The organism is Nocardioides sp. (assembly GCF_036405735.1).
Taxonomy (GTDB): domain Bacteria; phylum Actinomycetota; class Actinomycetes; order Propionibacteriales; family Nocardioidaceae; genus Nocardioides.
Window position 1 is genome coordinate 1 of the sequence record NZ_DASWXC010000028.1, and the last position, 15,517, is coordinate 15,517.

At 72.2% G+C, this 15,517-nt stretch carries 16 protein-coding genes; all 16 read left to right on the forward strand.

The genetic code is table 11. The features are described from left to right. On the forward strand, nucleotides 1-313 hold a 313-nt coding region (locus VGE38_RS04720), incomplete at its 5' end, for a hypothetical protein (RefSeq protein ID WP_331141379.1). Nucleotides 314-590: 277 nt separating this feature from the next. After that, nucleotides 591-1,088 (forward strand): hypothetical protein, encoded by a 498-nt coding sequence (locus tag VGE38_RS04725; protein WP_331141380.1) that lies wholly within the window; start codon nucleotides 591-593, stop codon nucleotides 1,086-1,088. A gap of 120 nt (nucleotides 1,089-1,208) precedes the next feature. Next, nucleotides 1,209-1,772: a bifunctional pyr operon transcriptional regulator/uracil phosphoribosyltransferase PyrR gene (gene pyrR / locus VGE38_RS04730; RefSeq protein ID WP_331141381.1), complete on the forward strand. Its 564-nt coding sequence runs from the start codon at nucleotides 1,209-1,211 to the stop codon at nucleotides 1,770-1,772. Beyond that, on the forward strand, nucleotides 1,769-2,719 hold the full coding sequence (locus VGE38_RS04735) for an aspartate carbamoyltransferase catalytic subunit (RefSeq protein WP_331141382.1): 951 nt from the start codon (nucleotides 1,769-1,771) through the stop codon (nucleotides 2,717-2,719). Before pyrR ends, VGE38_RS04735 begins: the two co-directional genes overlap by 4 nt. Next, the gene (locus tag VGE38_RS04740; RefSeq protein ID WP_331141383.1) at nucleotides 2,716-4,008 is read left to right on the forward strand and encodes a dihydroorotase; all 1,293 of its coding nucleotides are present in this window, start codon (nucleotides 2,716-2,718) and stop codon (nucleotides 4,006-4,008) included. Before VGE38_RS04735 ends, VGE38_RS04740 begins: the two co-directional genes overlap by 4 nt. Further along, the gene (gene carA / locus VGE38_RS04745) at nucleotides 4,005-5,147 is read left to right on the forward strand and encodes a glutamine-hydrolyzing carbamoyl-phosphate synthase small subunit (protein ID WP_331141384.1); all 1,143 of its coding nucleotides are present in this window, start codon (nucleotides 4,005-4,007) and stop codon (nucleotides 5,145-5,147) included. The genes VGE38_RS04740 and carA overlap by 4 nt, the downstream gene beginning before the upstream one ends. Continuing rightward, complete coding sequence (gene carB / locus VGE38_RS04750; protein WP_331141385.1) at nucleotides 5,147-8,464, forward strand: carbamoyl-phosphate synthase large subunit; 3,318 nt, start codon at nucleotides 5,147-5,149, stop codon at nucleotides 8,462-8,464. The genes carA and carB overlap by 1 nt, the downstream gene beginning before the upstream one ends. Next, nucleotides 8,464-9,531: a quinone-dependent dihydroorotate dehydrogenase gene (locus VGE38_RS04755; RefSeq protein WP_331141386.1), complete on the forward strand. Its 1,068-nt coding sequence runs from the start codon at nucleotides 8,464-8,466 to the stop codon at nucleotides 9,529-9,531. Before carB ends, VGE38_RS04755 begins: the two co-directional genes overlap by 1 nt. A 58-nt stretch (nucleotides 9,532-9,589) precedes the next feature. Then, nucleotides 9,590-10,411 (forward strand): orotidine-5'-phosphate decarboxylase, encoded by an 822-nt coding sequence (gene pyrF / locus VGE38_RS04760; protein ID WP_331141387.1) that lies wholly within the window; start codon nucleotides 9,590-9,592, stop codon nucleotides 10,409-10,411. Nucleotides 10,412-10,502: 91 nt separating this feature from the next. Next, on the forward strand, nucleotides 10,503-10,949 hold the full coding sequence (locus VGE38_RS04765) for a hypothetical protein (protein WP_331141388.1): 447 nt from the start codon (nucleotides 10,503-10,505) through the stop codon (nucleotides 10,947-10,949). A gap of 143 nt (nucleotides 10,950-11,092) precedes the next feature. Next, entirely contained in the window at nucleotides 11,093-11,413 is a 321-nt protein-coding gene (mihF, locus tag VGE38_RS04770) for an integration host factor, actinobacterial type (RefSeq protein ID WP_331141389.1), read from the forward strand. Beyond that, complete coding sequence (gene gmk / locus VGE38_RS04775) at nucleotides 11,406-12,029, forward strand: guanylate kinase (protein WP_331141390.1); 624 nt, start codon at nucleotides 11,406-11,408, stop codon at nucleotides 12,027-12,029. Before mihF ends, gmk begins: the two co-directional genes overlap by 8 nt. Nucleotides 12,030-12,044: 15 nt before the next feature. Then, nucleotides 12,045-12,377: a DNA-directed RNA polymerase subunit omega gene (gene rpoZ / locus VGE38_RS04780; RefSeq protein WP_331141391.1), complete on the forward strand. Its 333-nt coding sequence runs from the start codon at nucleotides 12,045-12,047 to the stop codon at nucleotides 12,375-12,377. 25 nt (nucleotides 12,378-12,402) lie between these two features. Then, nucleotides 12,403-13,647, forward strand: a complete 1,245-nt coding sequence (gene coaBC, locus VGE38_RS04785; RefSeq protein ID WP_331141393.1) for a bifunctional phosphopantothenoylcysteine decarboxylase/phosphopantothenate--cysteine ligase CoaBC — start codon at nucleotides 12,403-12,405, stop codon at nucleotides 13,645-13,647. Nucleotides 13,648-13,741: 94 nt separating this feature from the next. Beyond that, entirely contained in the window at nucleotides 13,742-14,944 is a 1,203-nt protein-coding gene (gene metK / locus VGE38_RS04790) for a methionine adenosyltransferase (protein WP_331141392.1), read from the forward strand. 30 nt (nucleotides 14,945-14,974) lie between these two features. After that, nucleotides 14,975-15,517 (forward strand): primosomal protein N' family DNA-binding protein (locus tag VGE38_RS04795; RefSeq protein ID WP_524538541.1); only part of this gene is annotated, 543 nt, incomplete at its 3' end.

Genomic DNA, 15,517 nt, shown 5'->3' on the forward strand with positions numbered 1-15,517 from the left:
CGAGCAGCTGCTCGAGACGGCGCTCGCGGTCTTCGGCTCACTGCCCGAGGGCCACATGTTCGGCCCGTTCATGCTGAGCCTGCTGGCCGACGTACGGCTGCGGGACGGCCGGGCCGAGGCGGCGCTCGCGACCGTCGACCAGGCGCTCGCCGAGGCCGAGCGCACCGGCGAGCGGTTCCAGCTCCCCGAGCTGCACCTGCTCCGGGCCCGGGCCCTCCGGGAGCTCGGCCAGGACCCGGCCGCGGAGCTCGAGCGGGCCGCCCAGCTGGTCGCCGAGCAGGGGGCGCGGCTGTGGGAAGGCCGGAGCGTCTGATCCCGGGGCATGATCGAGGCGCCTGATCGAGGGGCTTGCGTACGACGCAGGCCGGACGCAAGCCGGACGTAAGCACCGGCAGCCAGGCTTCCTTCCGTCACCTTGCACGAACGAGGAAGGACCGCCCATGACCGGAGAGCGCCCGACGCCGCCCGCCGAGGAGCCCAGCACGCTCGACGAGCTGTTCGGCACGCCGGCCGAGGAGCCCCCGGCCGGCACCGACACGACGGCACGGTGACTCCGCCCCTCCATCTCTCGGATCCAGGAAGGATCTCCCATGTCCCGACCCCCGTTCCGCAGGACCGCCGCGCTCGCCGGACTCCTCCTCACCGCGCTGCCGCTGGCAGCGTGCGGTGACGACACCCCGAGCGTCGATGCCAGCGACAGCTCCGCCGGGCAGGAGCCCGACGTGGCGCTCGACCAGGTCGGCAGCGGTGTGCCGGAGGCGTGCACCGACGCGTTCCCGGTGGCCATCGGCGCCCCCGACCTGGGCTCGCTGACGCTGCTCCCGGACGACTGGCCCGCGGCGCCGACAGGGGCGACGCTGTGCCAGACGTCCTCGACCTTGGACGGCTCGATCGAGACCGTCGACTACGCGACCGAGGCGACGGCCGACGAGGTCCTGGCGGCCTACGAGGCGGCCCTGGCGCCGTCGCACGAGGTGGCGCGCGACGACCAGGGGCTCGGCGAGGTGCTCACCGGTACGGCGGGGCCCGTGGTGTTCGAGCTCTCCACACGGGACGGCGCGTACACGATCGCCTTCAGCCGGGGCTGACACACCATCCGAGGACCGGGCGCCGGTTCGGCTCTGAGCCGGCGACCCGGTAGGGTGAGGGCCGTTCGACATCCTTTAAGGAGCCGTCCTGTGAGGCGGAGAAGGAGGTCCGGCAGGCTGATGCCTACCCAGATCCCGGCTGGCCCCGACGAGCCGATGACCGAGGGCCGTGTGGTCCTCGACGCCGACGACATCGCGCGGGCGCTGACCCGCATCTCCCACGAGCTGCTCGAGAAGAACCGCGGCGCCGAGGGCCTGCTGCTGCTCGGCCTCCACACCCGCGGTGTCCCGCTGGCCCGCCGCCTCGCGGACCGGATCGAGTCGGTCGAGGGCAGCCGCGTGGCGGTGGGTTCGCTCGACGTGACGATGTACCGCGACGACCTGCGCAGCCACCCGACCCGGACGCCGCACCGCACCGAGGTGCCGGCCGCGATCGACGGCAAGACGGTCGTCCTGGTCGACGACGTGCTCTACAGCGGCCGCACGATCCGCGCGGCGCTCGACGCGATCTCGGACCTGGGCCGCCCCGCCGTCGTACGGCTGGCCGTGCTCGTCGACCGCGGCCACCGCGAGCTGCCGATCCGGGCCGACCACGTCGGCAAGAACCTGCCGACCGCCCGCACCGAGCGGGTCGCGGTGCGGCTGGCCGAGACCGACGGCACCGACGAGGTGCGCATCGCATGAGGCACCTGCTGAGCATCGACGACGTGACGGCCGAGGAGATCGGCGCGATCTTCGAGACGGCGGCCGAGATGCACGACGTGCAGCGCCGCGAGGTCAAGAAGCTGCCCGCGCTGCGCGGCCGGACCGTCATCAACCTCTTCTTCGAGGACTCCACCCGGACCCGCTCCAGCTTCGAGATCGCCGGCAAGTGGCTCTCGGCCGACGTCATCAACCTCTCGGCCAAGGGGTCCAGCGCCAGCAAGGGCGAGAGCCTGCGCGACACCGTGCTGACGGTGACGGCGATGGGGGTCGACGGCCTGGTGATCCGCCACCCGGCCTCGGGCGCGCCGGCCCAGGTCGCGCAATGGCTCCACGAGTCCCGCGGGGCGGTCCCGGTGGTCAACGCCGGCGACGGGATGCACGAGCATCCGACGCAGGCCCTGCTCGACGCCTACACGCTGCAGCGCCGGCTCGGGTCGCTGGAGGGCCGACACGTCGCGATCGTCGGCGACCTCACCCACAGCCGGGTCTTCCGCAGCAACGTCAAGAGCCTGGCCAAGCTCGGCGCCTCGGTCACCGTTGTCGCGCCGCCCACGCTGATGCCGAGCGGGGTCGCCGGCTGGTCGAAGGAGGCCGGGTTCGCGACGTCGTACGACCTCGACGCGGTGCTCGCCGGCGCCAACGGTCGCGTGGACGCCGTGATGATGCTGCGCGTCCAGCGCGAGCGGATGAGCGGCGGCTACTTCCCGAGCGCGCGGGAGTACGCCGTCGGCTACGGCCTGACCCGCGACCGGCTCGCCCGGCTCGAGCCGGACACGCCGATCCTGCACCCAGGCCCGATGAACCGTGGCCTGGAGATCTCGCCGGAAGCAGCCGACGCGGTCGCCAGCCTGGTGCTCGACCAGGTCTCGGCCGGCGTCGCCGTCCGGATGTCCGTGCTCTACCACCTGCTGGCCGGGGAGGAATGATGGTCCTCATCAAGGGGGCGTCGCTGCTCGGGAAGAAGCGCGCCGACGTGTACATCGAGGACGGGGTGATCCGCGAGATCGGGTCGGTCTCGACCACCGCCGAGACCACCATCGACGCCGACGGCCTCGTCCTGCTGCCGGGTCTCGTCGACCTCCACACCCACCTGCGCGAGCCGGGCCGCGAGGACGCCGAGACCGTGCTGACCGGCTCACAGGCGGCCGCGGTCGGCGGGTACACCGCCGTGCTGGCGATGGCGAACACCACCCCGGTCACCGACACGGCCGAGGCGGCGATCCGGGTCTGGGAGCTCGGCCGGGAGGCCGGGCTGGTCGACGTGCAGCCGGTCGGCGCCGTGACCAAGGGCCTGGCCGGCGAGGAGCTCGCGGAGCTGGGCCTGATGGCCCGCTCGAAGGCGAAGGTCCGGGTCTTCTCCGACGACGGGAAGTGCGTCCACGACGCCCGCGTCATGCGCCGGGCGCTGGAGTACGTCAAGGCGCTCGGCGGCGTCGTGAGCCAGCACAGCCAGGACCCGGCGCTGGCCGGTCCGAGCGCCTGCTGCCACGAGGGCGAGCTGTCCGGCCGGCTCGGACTGCCGGGCTGGCCCGGCGTCGCGGAGGAGGTCGTCGTCGCCCGCGACGTCATGCTCGCGCGCCACACCGGCTCCCGTGTCCACGTCGCGCACGTCTCCACCGCCGGCTCGGTCGAGGTGATCCGCTGGGCCAAGGCCCAGGGCATCGACGTCACCGCCGAGGTGACGCCGCACCACCTCCTGCTCACGACCGACCTGCTGGCCGGGTACGACCCGACGTACAAGGTCAACCCGCCGCTGCGCCCGGCCGAGGACGTCGAGGCGCTGCGCCGGGCGCTGGCCGACGGGACCATCGACGCCGTCGCGACCGACCACGCCCCGCACGCGCGGCATGACAAGGAACACGCCTTCGTCGACGCCGCATTCGGAATGCTCGGGCTGGAGACCGCGCTGAGCGTGGTGACCACGGTGATGGTGGACAGCGGCCTGCTCGACTGGGCCGGCGTGGCCCGGGTGATGAGCAGCAACCCTGCCCGCATCGCCGGGCTCGACGGCGACGCGGGACACGGTCGCGACCTGAGCGTCGGCTCGCCCGCGAACCTGACGCTGGTCGATCCGGCCGCGCAGGTGGTCGTCGACCGCGACGCCTCGGTCTCCCTGAGCCGCAACAACCCCTGGCACGACCGCAAGCTGACCGGTCGGGTCGTCGCCACGCTGCTGCGTGGCCGCCCGACCGTCCTGGAAGGAGCACTGGCATGACCGACGCCCTACTCGTCCTCGAGGACGGCCGCACCTTCCGGGGCGAGTCGTTCGGCGCGGAGGGGGAGACCTTCGGCGAGGCCGTCTTCGCCACCGCGATGACCGGCTACCAGGAGACGCTCACCGACCCGTCCTACCACCGCCAGGTGGTCGTCATGACCGCGCCGCACATCGGCAACACCGGCATGAACGACGAGGATCCCGAGTCCACGAGGATCTGGGTGGCCGGGTACGTCGTGCGCGACCCCGCCCGGGTCCCGAGCAACTGGCGCTCGCAGCGCACGCTCGACGAGGAGCTGAAGGCGCAGGGCGTCGTCGGCATCTCCGGCGTCGACACCCGCGCCCTCACCCGCCACCTGCGCGACCGCGGCGCGATGCGCGTCGGCATCTCGACGCGGTCGACCGACCCGGAGGCGCTGCTGGCGAAGGTCCGCGCGAGCGCCGAGATGGCCGGCTCCGAGCTGTCCTCGGAGGTCTCCACGGCCGAGGCCTACGTGATCCCGGCCCAGGGGGAGAAGCGGTTCACGGTCGCGGCGCTCGACCTCGGCATCAAGGACATGACGCCGTACCGCATGAGCGAGCGCGGGGTGGAGGTCCACGTGCTGCCCGCCACGAGCACGCTGGAGGACGTCCTGGCGGTCCAGCCCGACGGACTCTTCTACTCCAACGGTCCCGGCGACCCGGCGGCCACCACCGACCAGATCGTGCTGCTGCAGCAGGCGCTGGAGCGGGACCTGCCGTACTTCGGCATCTGCTTCGGCAACCAGCTCTTCGGGCGTGCGCTCGGCTTCGGCACCTACAAGCTGAAGTACGGCCACCGCGGCATCAACCAGCCGGTGCAGGACCTGACGACGGGCAAGGTGGAGGTCACCGCGCACAACCACGGCTTCGCGGTCGACGCGCCCATCGGCGAGGTCGTGCAGACGCCGTACGGCGCCGCGGCGGTGAGCCACGTCAACCTCAACGACGACTGCGTCGAGGGCCTCGAGCTGCGCGACGCCGACGGAGCGCTCAAGGGCTTCTCGGTCCAGTACCACCCCGAGGCGGCCGCCGGCCCGCACGACGCGGCGTACCTCTTCGACCGGTTCATCGACCTGCTGGAGACGTCCTCGCCGGCAGCGGAAAGGAACAACGGCTGATGCCGAAGCGTGAAGACATCAAGTCGGTCCTGGTGATCGGCTCGGGCCCCATCGTCATCGGGCAGGCCTGCGAGTTCGACTACTCCGGCACCCAGGCCTGTCGCATCCTCAAGGCCGAGGGCCTGCGGGTGATCCTGGTGAACTCCAACCCGGCCACGATCATGACCGACCCGGAGTTCGCCGACGCGACCTACGTCGAGCCGATCACCCCCGAGTTCGTCGAGAAGGTCATCGCCAAGGAGCGCCCCGACGCGATCCTCCCGACGCTGGGCGGCCAGACGGCGCTGAACACCGCGACCGCCCTGCACGAGAACGGCGTGCTGGAGAAGTACGGCGTCGAGATGATCGGCGCGTCCTTCGAGGCGATCCACCGCGGCGAGAACCGGGAGCTGTTCAACGACATCGTCCGCAAGGTCGGGGGCGAGGTCGCCCGCTCGTTCATCTGCCACTCGATGGACGAGGTCGAGAAGGCCGTCGGCGAGCTCGGGTTCCCGGTCGTCGTCCGCCCCTCCTTCACCATGGGCGGGCTGGGCTCCGGCATCGCGTACGACGAGTCGGACCTGCACCGCATCGCGGGCGCCGGCCTGTCCGCCTCCCCGACCACCGAGGTCCTCATCGAGGAGTCGATCCTCGGGTGGAAGGAGTACGAGCTGGAGGTGATGCGCGACAAGGCCGACAACGTCGTCATCATCTGCTCGATCGAGAACTTCGACCCGGTCGGCGTCCACACCGGCGACTCGATCACCGTCGCGCCGGCGATGACGCTCACCGACCGTGAGTACCAGCACCTGCGCGACCTGGCGATCGGCATCATCCGCGAGGTCGGCGTCGACACCGGCGGCTGCAACATCCAGTACGCCGTCAACCCCGCAGACGGCCGTGTCATCGTCATCGAGATGAACCCCCGCGTGTCGCGGTCCTCCGCGCTCGCCTCGAAGGCCACCGGCTACCCGATCGCCAAGATCGCCGCCAAGGTCGCCGTCGGCTACACGCTGGACGAGATCGCCAACGACATCACCGCCGGCCCGCAGGGATCCACCGCCGCCGCGTTCGAGCCCACGCTCGACTACGTCGTGGTGAAGGTGCCGCGGTTCGCGTTCGAGAAGTTCCCGACCGCGGACCCGACGCTGACCACGCACATGAAGTCGGTCGGCGAGGCGATGGCGATCGGCCGCAACTTCACCGAGGCCCTCAACAAGGCGCTGCGGTCGCTGGAGAACAAGAGCGCGCCGTTCCACTGGACCGGCGCGCCCGGCGGCCTCGCCGAGAAGGAGGAGCTGCTGCAGCAGGCCACGGTGCCGCACGACGGCCGGCTCCAGAAGCTGATGCAGGCCATCCGCGCCGGGGCCACCGCCGAGGAGATCTTCGAGGCGACCAGGATCGACCCCTGGTACGTCGACCAGCTCTTCCTCATCCACGAGGTCGCGACCGCCGTCGGCGAGGCCGAGAAGCTCGACGCGCCCACCCTGCGGCTCGCGAAGCGGCACGGGCTGTCCGACGCCCAGATCGCCGGCATCCGCGGGGTGAGCGAGGTGGAGGTCCGCCAGCTGCGGTACGACCTCGGCGTCCGCCCGGTCTACAAGACGGTGGACACCTGCGCGGCCGAGTTCGCCGCGAAGACGCCGTACCACTACTCCTCCTACGACGAGGAGACCGAGGTCGCGCCCCGCGAGCGGCCCGCGGTGCTGATCCTGGGGTCCGGCCCCAACCGGATCGGGCAGGGCATCGAGTTCGACTACTCCTGCGTGCACGCCTCGCTCGCGCTGAGCGCGGCCGGCTACGACACCATCATGGTCAACTGCAACCCCGAGACGGTCTCCACCGACTACGACACCTCCGACCGGCTCTACTTCGAGCCGCTCACCCTCGAGGACGTGCTGGAGATCTACGAGGCGGAGAAGGCGGCCGGCCCGATCGCCGGCGTCATCGCCACCCTCGGCGGCCAGACGCCGCTGGGCCTCGCGCAGGGCCTGGAGGACGCCGGGGTCCCGATCGTCGGCACCTCCCCGGCCGCCATCGAGCTCGCCGAGGAGCGCGGTGCGTTCGGGCGCGTGCTGGCCGAGGCCGGGCTGACCGCCCCCAAGCACGGCACGGCGGTCTCCTTCGACGACGCCCAGAAGATCGCCCAGGAGATCGGCTACCCGGTGCTGGTGCGGCCGTCGTACGTCCTGGGCGGGCGCGGCATGCAGATCGTCTACAGCGACGACCAGCTCGAGTCCTACATCACCGCCGCCACCGAGATCAGCCCGGACCGGCCGGTGCTCGTGGACCGGTTCGTCGACGACGCGGTCGAGATCGACGTCGACGCGCTGTACGACGGCACCGAGCTGTTCCTCGGCGGCGTCATGGAGCACATCGAGGAGGCCGGCATCCACTCCGGCGACTCCTCCTGCGCGCTGCCGCCGATCACCCTGGGCGCCGAGGAGATCACCCGCATCCGGGAGGCCACCGAGGCGATCGCGAGGGGCGTCGGCGTGCGGGGCCTGATCAACATCCAGTTCGCGCTGGGCTCCGACGTGCTCTACGTCCTGGAGGCCAACCCCCGGGCCTCGCGCACCGTGCCGTTCGTCTCCAAGGCGACCGGCACCTCGTTGGCCAAGGCGGCGGCGCGGCTGATGATGGGCGAGTCCATCGCCGAGCTGCGCGCCGCCGGCGTGCTGCCGGCCGAGGGGGACGGCGGCATGCTGCCCGCCGACGCCCCCATCGCGGTCAAGGAAGCGGTGCTGCCCTTCAACCGGTTCCGCACCAAGGAGGGCCAGTTCGTCGACACCGTGCTGGGCCCGGAGATGAAGTCGACCGGTGAGGTGATGGGCTTCGACGCCGACTTCGGCACCGCGTTCAGCAAGGCGCAGGCCGGTGCCTACGGCCCGCTTCCCACCACGGGCAAGGTCTTCATCTCGATCGCCAACCGCGACAAGCGCACGATGATCTTCCCGGCCCGGGTGCTGGCTGACTACGGCTTCGAGATCGTCGCCACCGAGGGCACCGCCGAGGTGCTGCGGCGCAACGGCATCCAGGCCACCGTCGTCCGCAAGCAGTTCGAGGGCCCCGGCGAGGCGGGGGAGAAGACCAGCGTCCAGATGATCCTCGACGGGGAGCTCGACCTCATCGTCAACACCCCGAACGGCTCGGCGAGCGGCGCGCGCGTCGACGGCTACGAGATCCGGTCGGCGGCGGTGCTCAGCGGGACGCCGTGCATCACCACGGTGCAGGGGCTCGCCGCCGCAGTACAGGGCATCGCGGCGCTGCGCAGCGGCGAGATCGGGGTCCGCTCCCTGCAGGAGTGGTCGGCAGGGGCGGCCGGGAGCTCGGCCTGATGGGTCGCCCCTACCGGTTCCTCTTCGACACCTTCCTGACCAGGACCGACCCCGAGGAGGCGCACCACAACGCCTTCCGGGCGATCCGGGTGGCGAAGCCGGTGCTCGCCCGCCGGCCGGCCCCGGGCGCGCCGGTCGAGGCGCTCGGCCTGACCTTCCCGAACGCGCTCGGGCTGGCCGCCGGCTTCGACAAGAACGCGCTCGGCGTCGACGCGCTGGCGGGTCTCGGCTTCGGGCACGTCGAGATCGGGACGGTCACCGGGGAGCCGCAGCCGGGCAACCCGACCCCGCGGCTGTTCCGGCTGCCGTCCGACCGCGCGGTGATCAACCGGATGGGGTTCAACAACGACGGCGCCGACGTGGTCGCCAACCGGCTGCGCCAGCGCTACCTGCGGGTGACCCGGGCCGAGCAGCACAAGCCCACCGGCCGGCCCCGCACGATCCTGGGCGTCAACATCGGCAAGACGAAGGTCGTGCCCGAGGACGACCAGGCGGCGGTGGAGGCGGACTACGCCAAGAGCACGCGCCTGATGGCGCCGTACGCCGACTACCTGGTCGTCAACGTCAGCTCCCCGAACACGCCGGGGCTGCGCAGCCTGCAGTCGGTCGAGAAGCTGGAGCCGCTGCTGCGCCACGTCCGGCGTACGGCGGACGCGCACGCGCACCACCGGGTGCCGCTGCTGGTCAAGATCGCGCCCGACCTCGCCGACGAGGACGTCCTGGCGGTCGCCGACATGGCGCTGGCCATCGGGCTCGACGGCATCATCGCCACCAACACCACGATCGCCCGCGAGGACCTGCGGGCCCACCCGCACGAGCTCGACGCCATCGGTCCCGGCGGCCTCTCGGGCCGGCCGCTGCGGGAGCGCTCGCTGGCGGTCCTGCGGCTGCTCCGTGCCAGAGTCGGTGACGACCTCACGCTGATCGGCGTCGGTGGCATCTCCACGGTCGCCGACGCGCAGGAGCGCCTCGACGCCGGCGCCGACCTCGTGCAGGCCTACACCGCGTTCATCTACGAGGGCCCGGCGTGGCCGGCCCGCGTCGCCAGGGGCATCCGCCCGGCGTGACCGGCTACGACACGCCGGGCGGACCCGCCTCGGACAGGATGAGTGGGAGGATGCCGACATGACCTTCGGAGAGCGTCTGCACGCCGCGGTCGTCGAGCGCGGCCCCTTGTGCGCGGGCATCGACCCGCACGCCTCGCTGCTGCTGGAGTGGGGGCTGGAGGACTCCGTCGCCGGCCTGGAGACGTTCGCGTTCACGGCCGTCGAGGGCCTGGCGCCGTACGTCTCGGTCGTCAAGCCGCAGAGCGCCTTCTACGAGCGGTTCGGGTCGCGCGGGATCGCGGTCCTCGAGCGGGTCATCGCGGAGAGCCGTGAGGCGGGCGCGCTGGTCCTGCTCGACGTGAAGCGCGGCGACATCGGCTCCACGAGCCAGGCCTACGCCGACGCCTACCTCGACCCCGTCAGCCCCCTGGCGTGCGATGCGATCACCGTGTCGCCGTACCTCGGCTTCGGCTCGCTCGACCCGTTCGTCGACACGGCGGCCCGCTATGGCGCGGGACTGTTCGTGCTGGGCCTGACCTCCAACAAGGAGGGCCCCGAGGTGCAGCGCGCCACGGTGGACACCGGCGAGACCGTTGCCGCGCGGATGCTCACCCACCTGCGCAACCTCAACGGCGAGGCGGCACCACTGGGCTCCTTCGGTGCTGTCGTCGGCGCGACGATCGGCTCGGCGGCTGACTCCGAGCGCGACCACGACCTCGCCTTCAACGGCCCCATCCTCGCTCCCGGCTTCGGCGAGCAGGGCGGCACCGTCGCCGACATCAAGCGAATCTTCGGCGACCTGCCGGTGCTGCCGAGCTCCTCACGTGGCTTGCTGCGTCATGGTCCTTCGGTCGAGGCGCTGCGCGACGCCGCGCTGCGCACCAACGACGAGCTGCGTTGACCCTGCGGGAAGTGGAGACTTCCGCCAGCCGTCGGCGCGCGGCCGTGGCAGAAGTCTCCACTTTTCCTGCCAAGGCACCGGAGGTGTGTCGGTGAGCGCGACGCAGCGCGCGACGTGGGTGGTGCTGCTTCTCGCGGTCGTGACAGCCGGCTGCTCGACCGACCCGCGGGAGGCCTACTGCGACGCGGTCTCCGAGCACCAGGAGTCGCTCGGGGAGATCCTCGGGCAGGGCGGTCCGGCGGCCCTGCTGCGGGCGCTGCCGATCTTCCGCGACCTGCAGGAGCAGGCGCCCGACGACATCGCCGACGACTGGCAGGTGCTCGTCGACGCGCTCGGGGACCTGGAGCAGGCGGTGGAGGAGGCCGGCGCGGACCCGGCGACCTACGACCGGGAGGCACCGCCCGCGGGCGTCACCGCCCAGGAGCAGAGCCGCATCGACGCGGCCGCGGCCGAGGTGGGCGGCGAGGGCACCCGGGCGGCGCTGGCCGCGGTCGAGCAGCAGGCTCGCGACGTCTGCCACACGCCGCTCGCCCTCTGACGACCCCCGATTGCCGCGTCGTGGGGCGACGGCTATGTTGAGCCAATTGTTGACCCGATCGTTCTCTCGAACGTCCACCCCGGGTCGACCCGGACCGCTCGGACCGGCCCGCGACCCGAGACCGCTTGACGAAGGACCAGCCCGTGGCACTGCCCCCGCTCACGCCCGAACAGCGCCAGGCGGCGCTCGCCAAGGCCGCCGCCTCCCGCCGTGAGCGGGCCGAGGTGAAGAACCGCCTGAAGAACTCGGGAGGCTCCATCGCCGAGGTGATCGCCGAGGGGCAGGTCAACGAGGTCATCGGCAAGATGAAGGTCGTCGACCTGCTGCAGTCGATGCCGGGCCTGGGCAAGGTCCGCGCGCGGCAGGTGATGGAGCGGCTCGGCATCGCTGAGAGCCGCCGGGTCCGAGGCCTGGGCGCCAAGCAGGTCGCCGCGCTCAACCAGGAGTTCGCCGGGCGTGACTGACGCCGCAGCCGCCCCAGCCGCCGCAGCGTCCGCGCCCAGCCGCCTGGTCGTCCTCGCTGGCCCGACGGCCGTCGGCAAGGGCACGGTGGCGGCCGATCTGCGCACGCACCACCCCGAGGTCTGGTACTCCGTCTCCGCCACGACGCGCCCCCCGCGGCCCGGCGAGGTCGACGGGGTCCACTACTGGTTCGTCTCCGACGAGGAGTTCGACCGGATGGTCGCCGAGGATGAGCTGCTGGAGTGGGCGGTCGTCCACAAGGCCGCTCGCTACGGCACGCCGCGCAAGCCGGTCGAGGCCGCCCTGGCAGCCGGCCGGCCGGCCCTGCTCGAGATCGACCTCCAGGGCGCGCGGCAGGTGCGACGTACGATGCCGGAGGCGCTGTTCGTCTTCCTCTCCCCGCCGTCGTGGGAGGAGCTGGTGCGCCGGCTGGTCGGCCGCGGCACCGAGACGGCCGAGGAGCGCGAGCGGCGGCTGGAGACCGCGCGGGTCGAGCTGGCGGCCGAGGCGGAGTTCGACGTCACCATCGTCAACCACGAAGTTCATGCCGCCGCCGAAGAGTTGGTAGCCTTGATGACGCTCGACGCCCAACCAGGGCCGAGCAACCTTCCGGACTGAGTGAGGCATATCAGCGTGGCTGCCCCCGAGATCGACGCCCAGGGCGTGACCAACCCCTCGATCGACGACCTGTTGTCCAAGACCGACAGCAAGTACAAGCTGGTCCTCTACAGCGCCAAGCGCGCCCGACAGATCAACGCCTACTACTCCCAGCTCGGCGAGGGCCTGCTGGAGTACGTCGGCCCGCTGGTCGAGACCCACGTGCAGGAGAAGCCGCTCTCGATCGCGCTGCGCGAGATCAACGACGACCTGCTGACCTGCGAGGACGTCGACCCGGCCGAGCTGGCCGCCGAGGAGGCCGCCACGAAGGCGGCTGCCGCCGCGGACCCGTTCGCCGCGGCCGAGTGAGCGCGCGCTGAGCGACAGCACCGACCTGACGGCCGCTTCCCCCGCGGGGGAGCGGCCGGCGGTCGTTCTGGGGGTCGCCGGCGGCATCGCCGCCTACAAGGCGGCCGAGCTGCTGCGGCGGTTCACCGAGTCCGGCCACGACGTCACCGTCGTGCCGACCGCCTCCGCGCTCGAGTTCGTCGGCGCGCCCACGTGGGAGGCGCTGTCGGGCAAGCAGGTCGCGACCGAGGTGTTCGAGAACATCACCGACGTCCCGCATGTGCGGATCGGCCAGCAGGCGGACCTGGTGGTGGTCGCACCCGCGACCGCGAACACGCTCGCCCGCGCCGCGCACGGCCTGGCCGACGACCTGCTCACCAACACGCTGCTCACGGCGCGCTGCCCGGTCGTGTTCGCCCCGGCGATGCACACCGAGATGTGGGAGCACCCCGCCACCCAGGCCAACGTGGCGACGCTGCGCGCGCGGGGCGCGATCGTCATCGAGCCGGCCGAGGGGCGGCTCACTGGCGCGGACACCGGCAAGGGCCGGCTGCCCGAGCCGACGGAGATCTTCGAGCTCTGCGTCGACGTGCTGGCCCGTGGCACTGTCGCGGACGCGCTGGACCTGCAGGGCCGACGGGTCGTCGTCAGCGCCGGCGGCACGCGGGAGTACCTGGACCCGGTCCGCTTCCTCGGCAACCGCTCCTCCGGGCTGCAGGGCTACGCCATCGCCCGGGCAGCGGCCGCCCGCGGCGCCGACGTCACGCTGGTCGCGGCCAACGTGTCGCTGCCCGACCCCGCCGGCGTGACCGTGGTCCGGGTCGAGACGACCGGACAGCTGCGTGAGGCCGTGCTGACGGCGGCCAAGGACGCCGACGCGGTCGTGATGGCCGCCGCTCCCGCCGACTTCCGGCCGGCGGAGGTGAGCGAGGACAAGATCAAGAAGGCCGCCGACGGGTCCGCCCCGAGCCTCGGGCTGGTCCAGAACCCCGACATCCTCCACGAGCTCAGCACCGGTCGGCCGCGTGCCGCGAGCGTGATCGTCGGCTTCGCGGCGGAGACCGGTGACGCCACGGGAAGCGTGCTCGACCTCGCACGGGCCAAGCTGGCGCGCAAGGGGTGCGACCTCCTGGTCGTCAACGACGTCAGCGGGGGAGCCGTGTTCGGCAGCACCGAGAACCAGGCAGTGATCCTCGGCAGCGACGGCACCTCGCGCGAGGTGCCCACCGCGGCCAAGCGCGTCCTGGCGCACGTGATCTGGGACGAGGTCGCGGCCCGGATGTCGACCTGACCAATGACAGAGACGCCGGCCGCACCGCGGACGGCGTCACCTACGGTTGGCGTGCTGCACCTGCGGCTCGCTACATGAGAACGGGAGTTGGATTGTGACCGGACGTCTCTTCACCTCGGAGTCGGTGACCGAGGGCCACCCGGACAAGATCGCCGACCAGATCAGCGACACGGTGCTGGACTACCTCCTCGCGCACGACCCGTCGAGCCGGGTCGCCGTGGAGACGCTGCTCACCACCGGCCTGGTCGTGGTCGCGGGCGAGGTCACCACCGAGGCCTACGCGCCGGTCGCGCAGCTCGTGCGGCAGAAGGTGCTGGAGATCGGCTACGACTCCTCCGACAAGGGCTTCGACGGCAACTCCTGCGGCGTGCAGGTGGCCATCGGCGCGCAGTCTCCCGACATCGCGCAGGGCGTCGACGACGCCTTCGAGGAGCGGGTCGACCACTCGATCGACGCGCTCGACCGGCAGGGCGCCGGCGACCAGGGCCTGATGTTCGGCTACGCCTGCGACGACACCCCGGAGCTGTTCCCGCTCCCCATCAAGATCGCCCAGACGCTGGCCGAGCGGCTGACCGAGGTCCGCAAGAACGGCACCCTCGCCTACCTGCGCCCCGACGGCAAGACCCAGGTCACGATCGAGTACGACGAGAACAACCGCCCGGTCCGCATCGACGCCGTCGTGCTGTCCACCCAGCACGCCGAGGACGTCGACCTCGAGTCGACCCTGCAGCCGGACATCAAGAAGCACGTCATCGACCCGGTGCTGGAGCAGTTCAAGGACAGCGTGCCGTCGGAGGGCTACAAGCTCTACATCAACCCGACCGGCCGCTTCGTCATCGGCGGACCGATGGGCGACGCCGGCCTGACCGGCCGCAAGATCATCGTCGACACCTACGGCGGCATGGCCCGCCACGGTGGTGGCGCGTTCTCGGGCAAGGACCCGTCCAAGGTCGACCGCTCGGCCGCCTACGCCATGCGGTGGGTGGCCAAGAACGTCGTCGCCGCCGGCCTGGCCCGGCGCTGCGAGGCGCAGGTCGCCTACGCGATCGGCAAGGCGCACCCGGTGGGCGTGTTCATCGAGACCTTCGGCACCGAGACGGTTCCGGTCGAGAAGATCCAGGCCGCCGTGCTGGAGGTCTTCGACCTGCGCCCGGCCGCGATCATCCGCGACCTCGACCTGCTGCGCCCCATCTACGCCAAGACGGCGGCCTACGGTCACTTCGGGCGCGAGCTGCCGGAGTTCACCTGGGAGCGGACCGACCGAGCCGAGGCGCTCAAGGCGGCCGCCGGTCTCTGAGCGTCCGCGCCCGCTGATACAACTGCGGGCATGACCCCGTCGGACGAGCCCGCGCTGGAGCTGCCCGGGCTCGTCCGCGACAAGGTCGCCGAGGGCCGGGCCAAGGCCCGGGCCACCCGGGCTCGCAAGGCCGCCGAGGCCGAGCTCAGCGCCGTCGACCCGGTCGCCCAGGTGCTCGTCGACCTGCCGTTGGCCCACCTCGACCGGCCCTTCGACTACGCCGTCCCGGCGGCGATGGCCGAGGCGGCCCGGCCGGGGGTCCGCGTCAAGGTGCGCTTCGCCGGCCAGGACGTCGACGGCTACGTCGTCGCGCGGGCGGCTCGCTCCGAGCACCCCGGCCGCCTCAGTCCGCTGCGCCGGGTCGTCAGCCCGGAGCCGGTCCTACGTCCCTCCGTCGCGGCCCTGACGGCGGCCGTGGCGGAGCGGTACGCCGGCACCCGCTCCGACGTGCTCCGCCTCGCGGTGCCCCCGCGCCATGCCGCGGCCGAGAAGGAGCCCCCGCCGACGCCGACCGGCGGCCCACGGTTCGACGCGGCGGCGGCGCAGCGCGCCTGGGCCGGCCACGAGCCGGGC

Excerpts from the sequence above, each read along its gene's own strand:
- VGE38_RS04735 (WP_331141382.1), top strand. The coding sequence starts at position 1,769 with ATGAGGCACCTGCTGAGCATCGACGACGTGACGGCCGAGGAGATCGGC.
- VGE38_RS04725 (WP_331141380.1), top strand. The coding sequence starts at position 591 with ATGTCCCGACCCCCGTTCCGCAGGACCGCCGCGCTCGCCGGACTCCTC.
- pyrF (WP_331141387.1), top strand. The coding sequence starts at position 9,590 with ATGACCTTCGGAGAGCGTCTGCACGCCGCGGTCGTCGAGCGCGGCCCC.
- VGE38_RS04740 (WP_331141383.1), top strand. The coding sequence starts at position 2,716 with ATGATGGTCCTCATCAAGGGGGCGTCGCTGCTCGGGAAGAAGCGCGCC.
- carB (WP_331141385.1), top strand. The coding sequence starts at position 5,147 with ATGCCGAAGCGTGAAGACATCAAGTCGGTCCTGGTGATCGGCTCGGGC.
- pyrR (WP_331141381.1), top strand. The coding sequence starts at position 1,209 with ATGCCTACCCAGATCCCGGCTGGCCCCGACGAGCCGATGACCGAGGGC.
- VGE38_RS04755 (WP_331141386.1), top strand. The coding sequence starts at position 8,464 with ATGGGTCGCCCCTACCGGTTCCTCTTCGACACCTTCCTGACCAGGACC.
- carA (WP_331141384.1), top strand. The coding sequence starts at position 4,005 with ATGACCGACGCCCTACTCGTCCTCGAGGACGGCCGCACCTTCCGGGGC.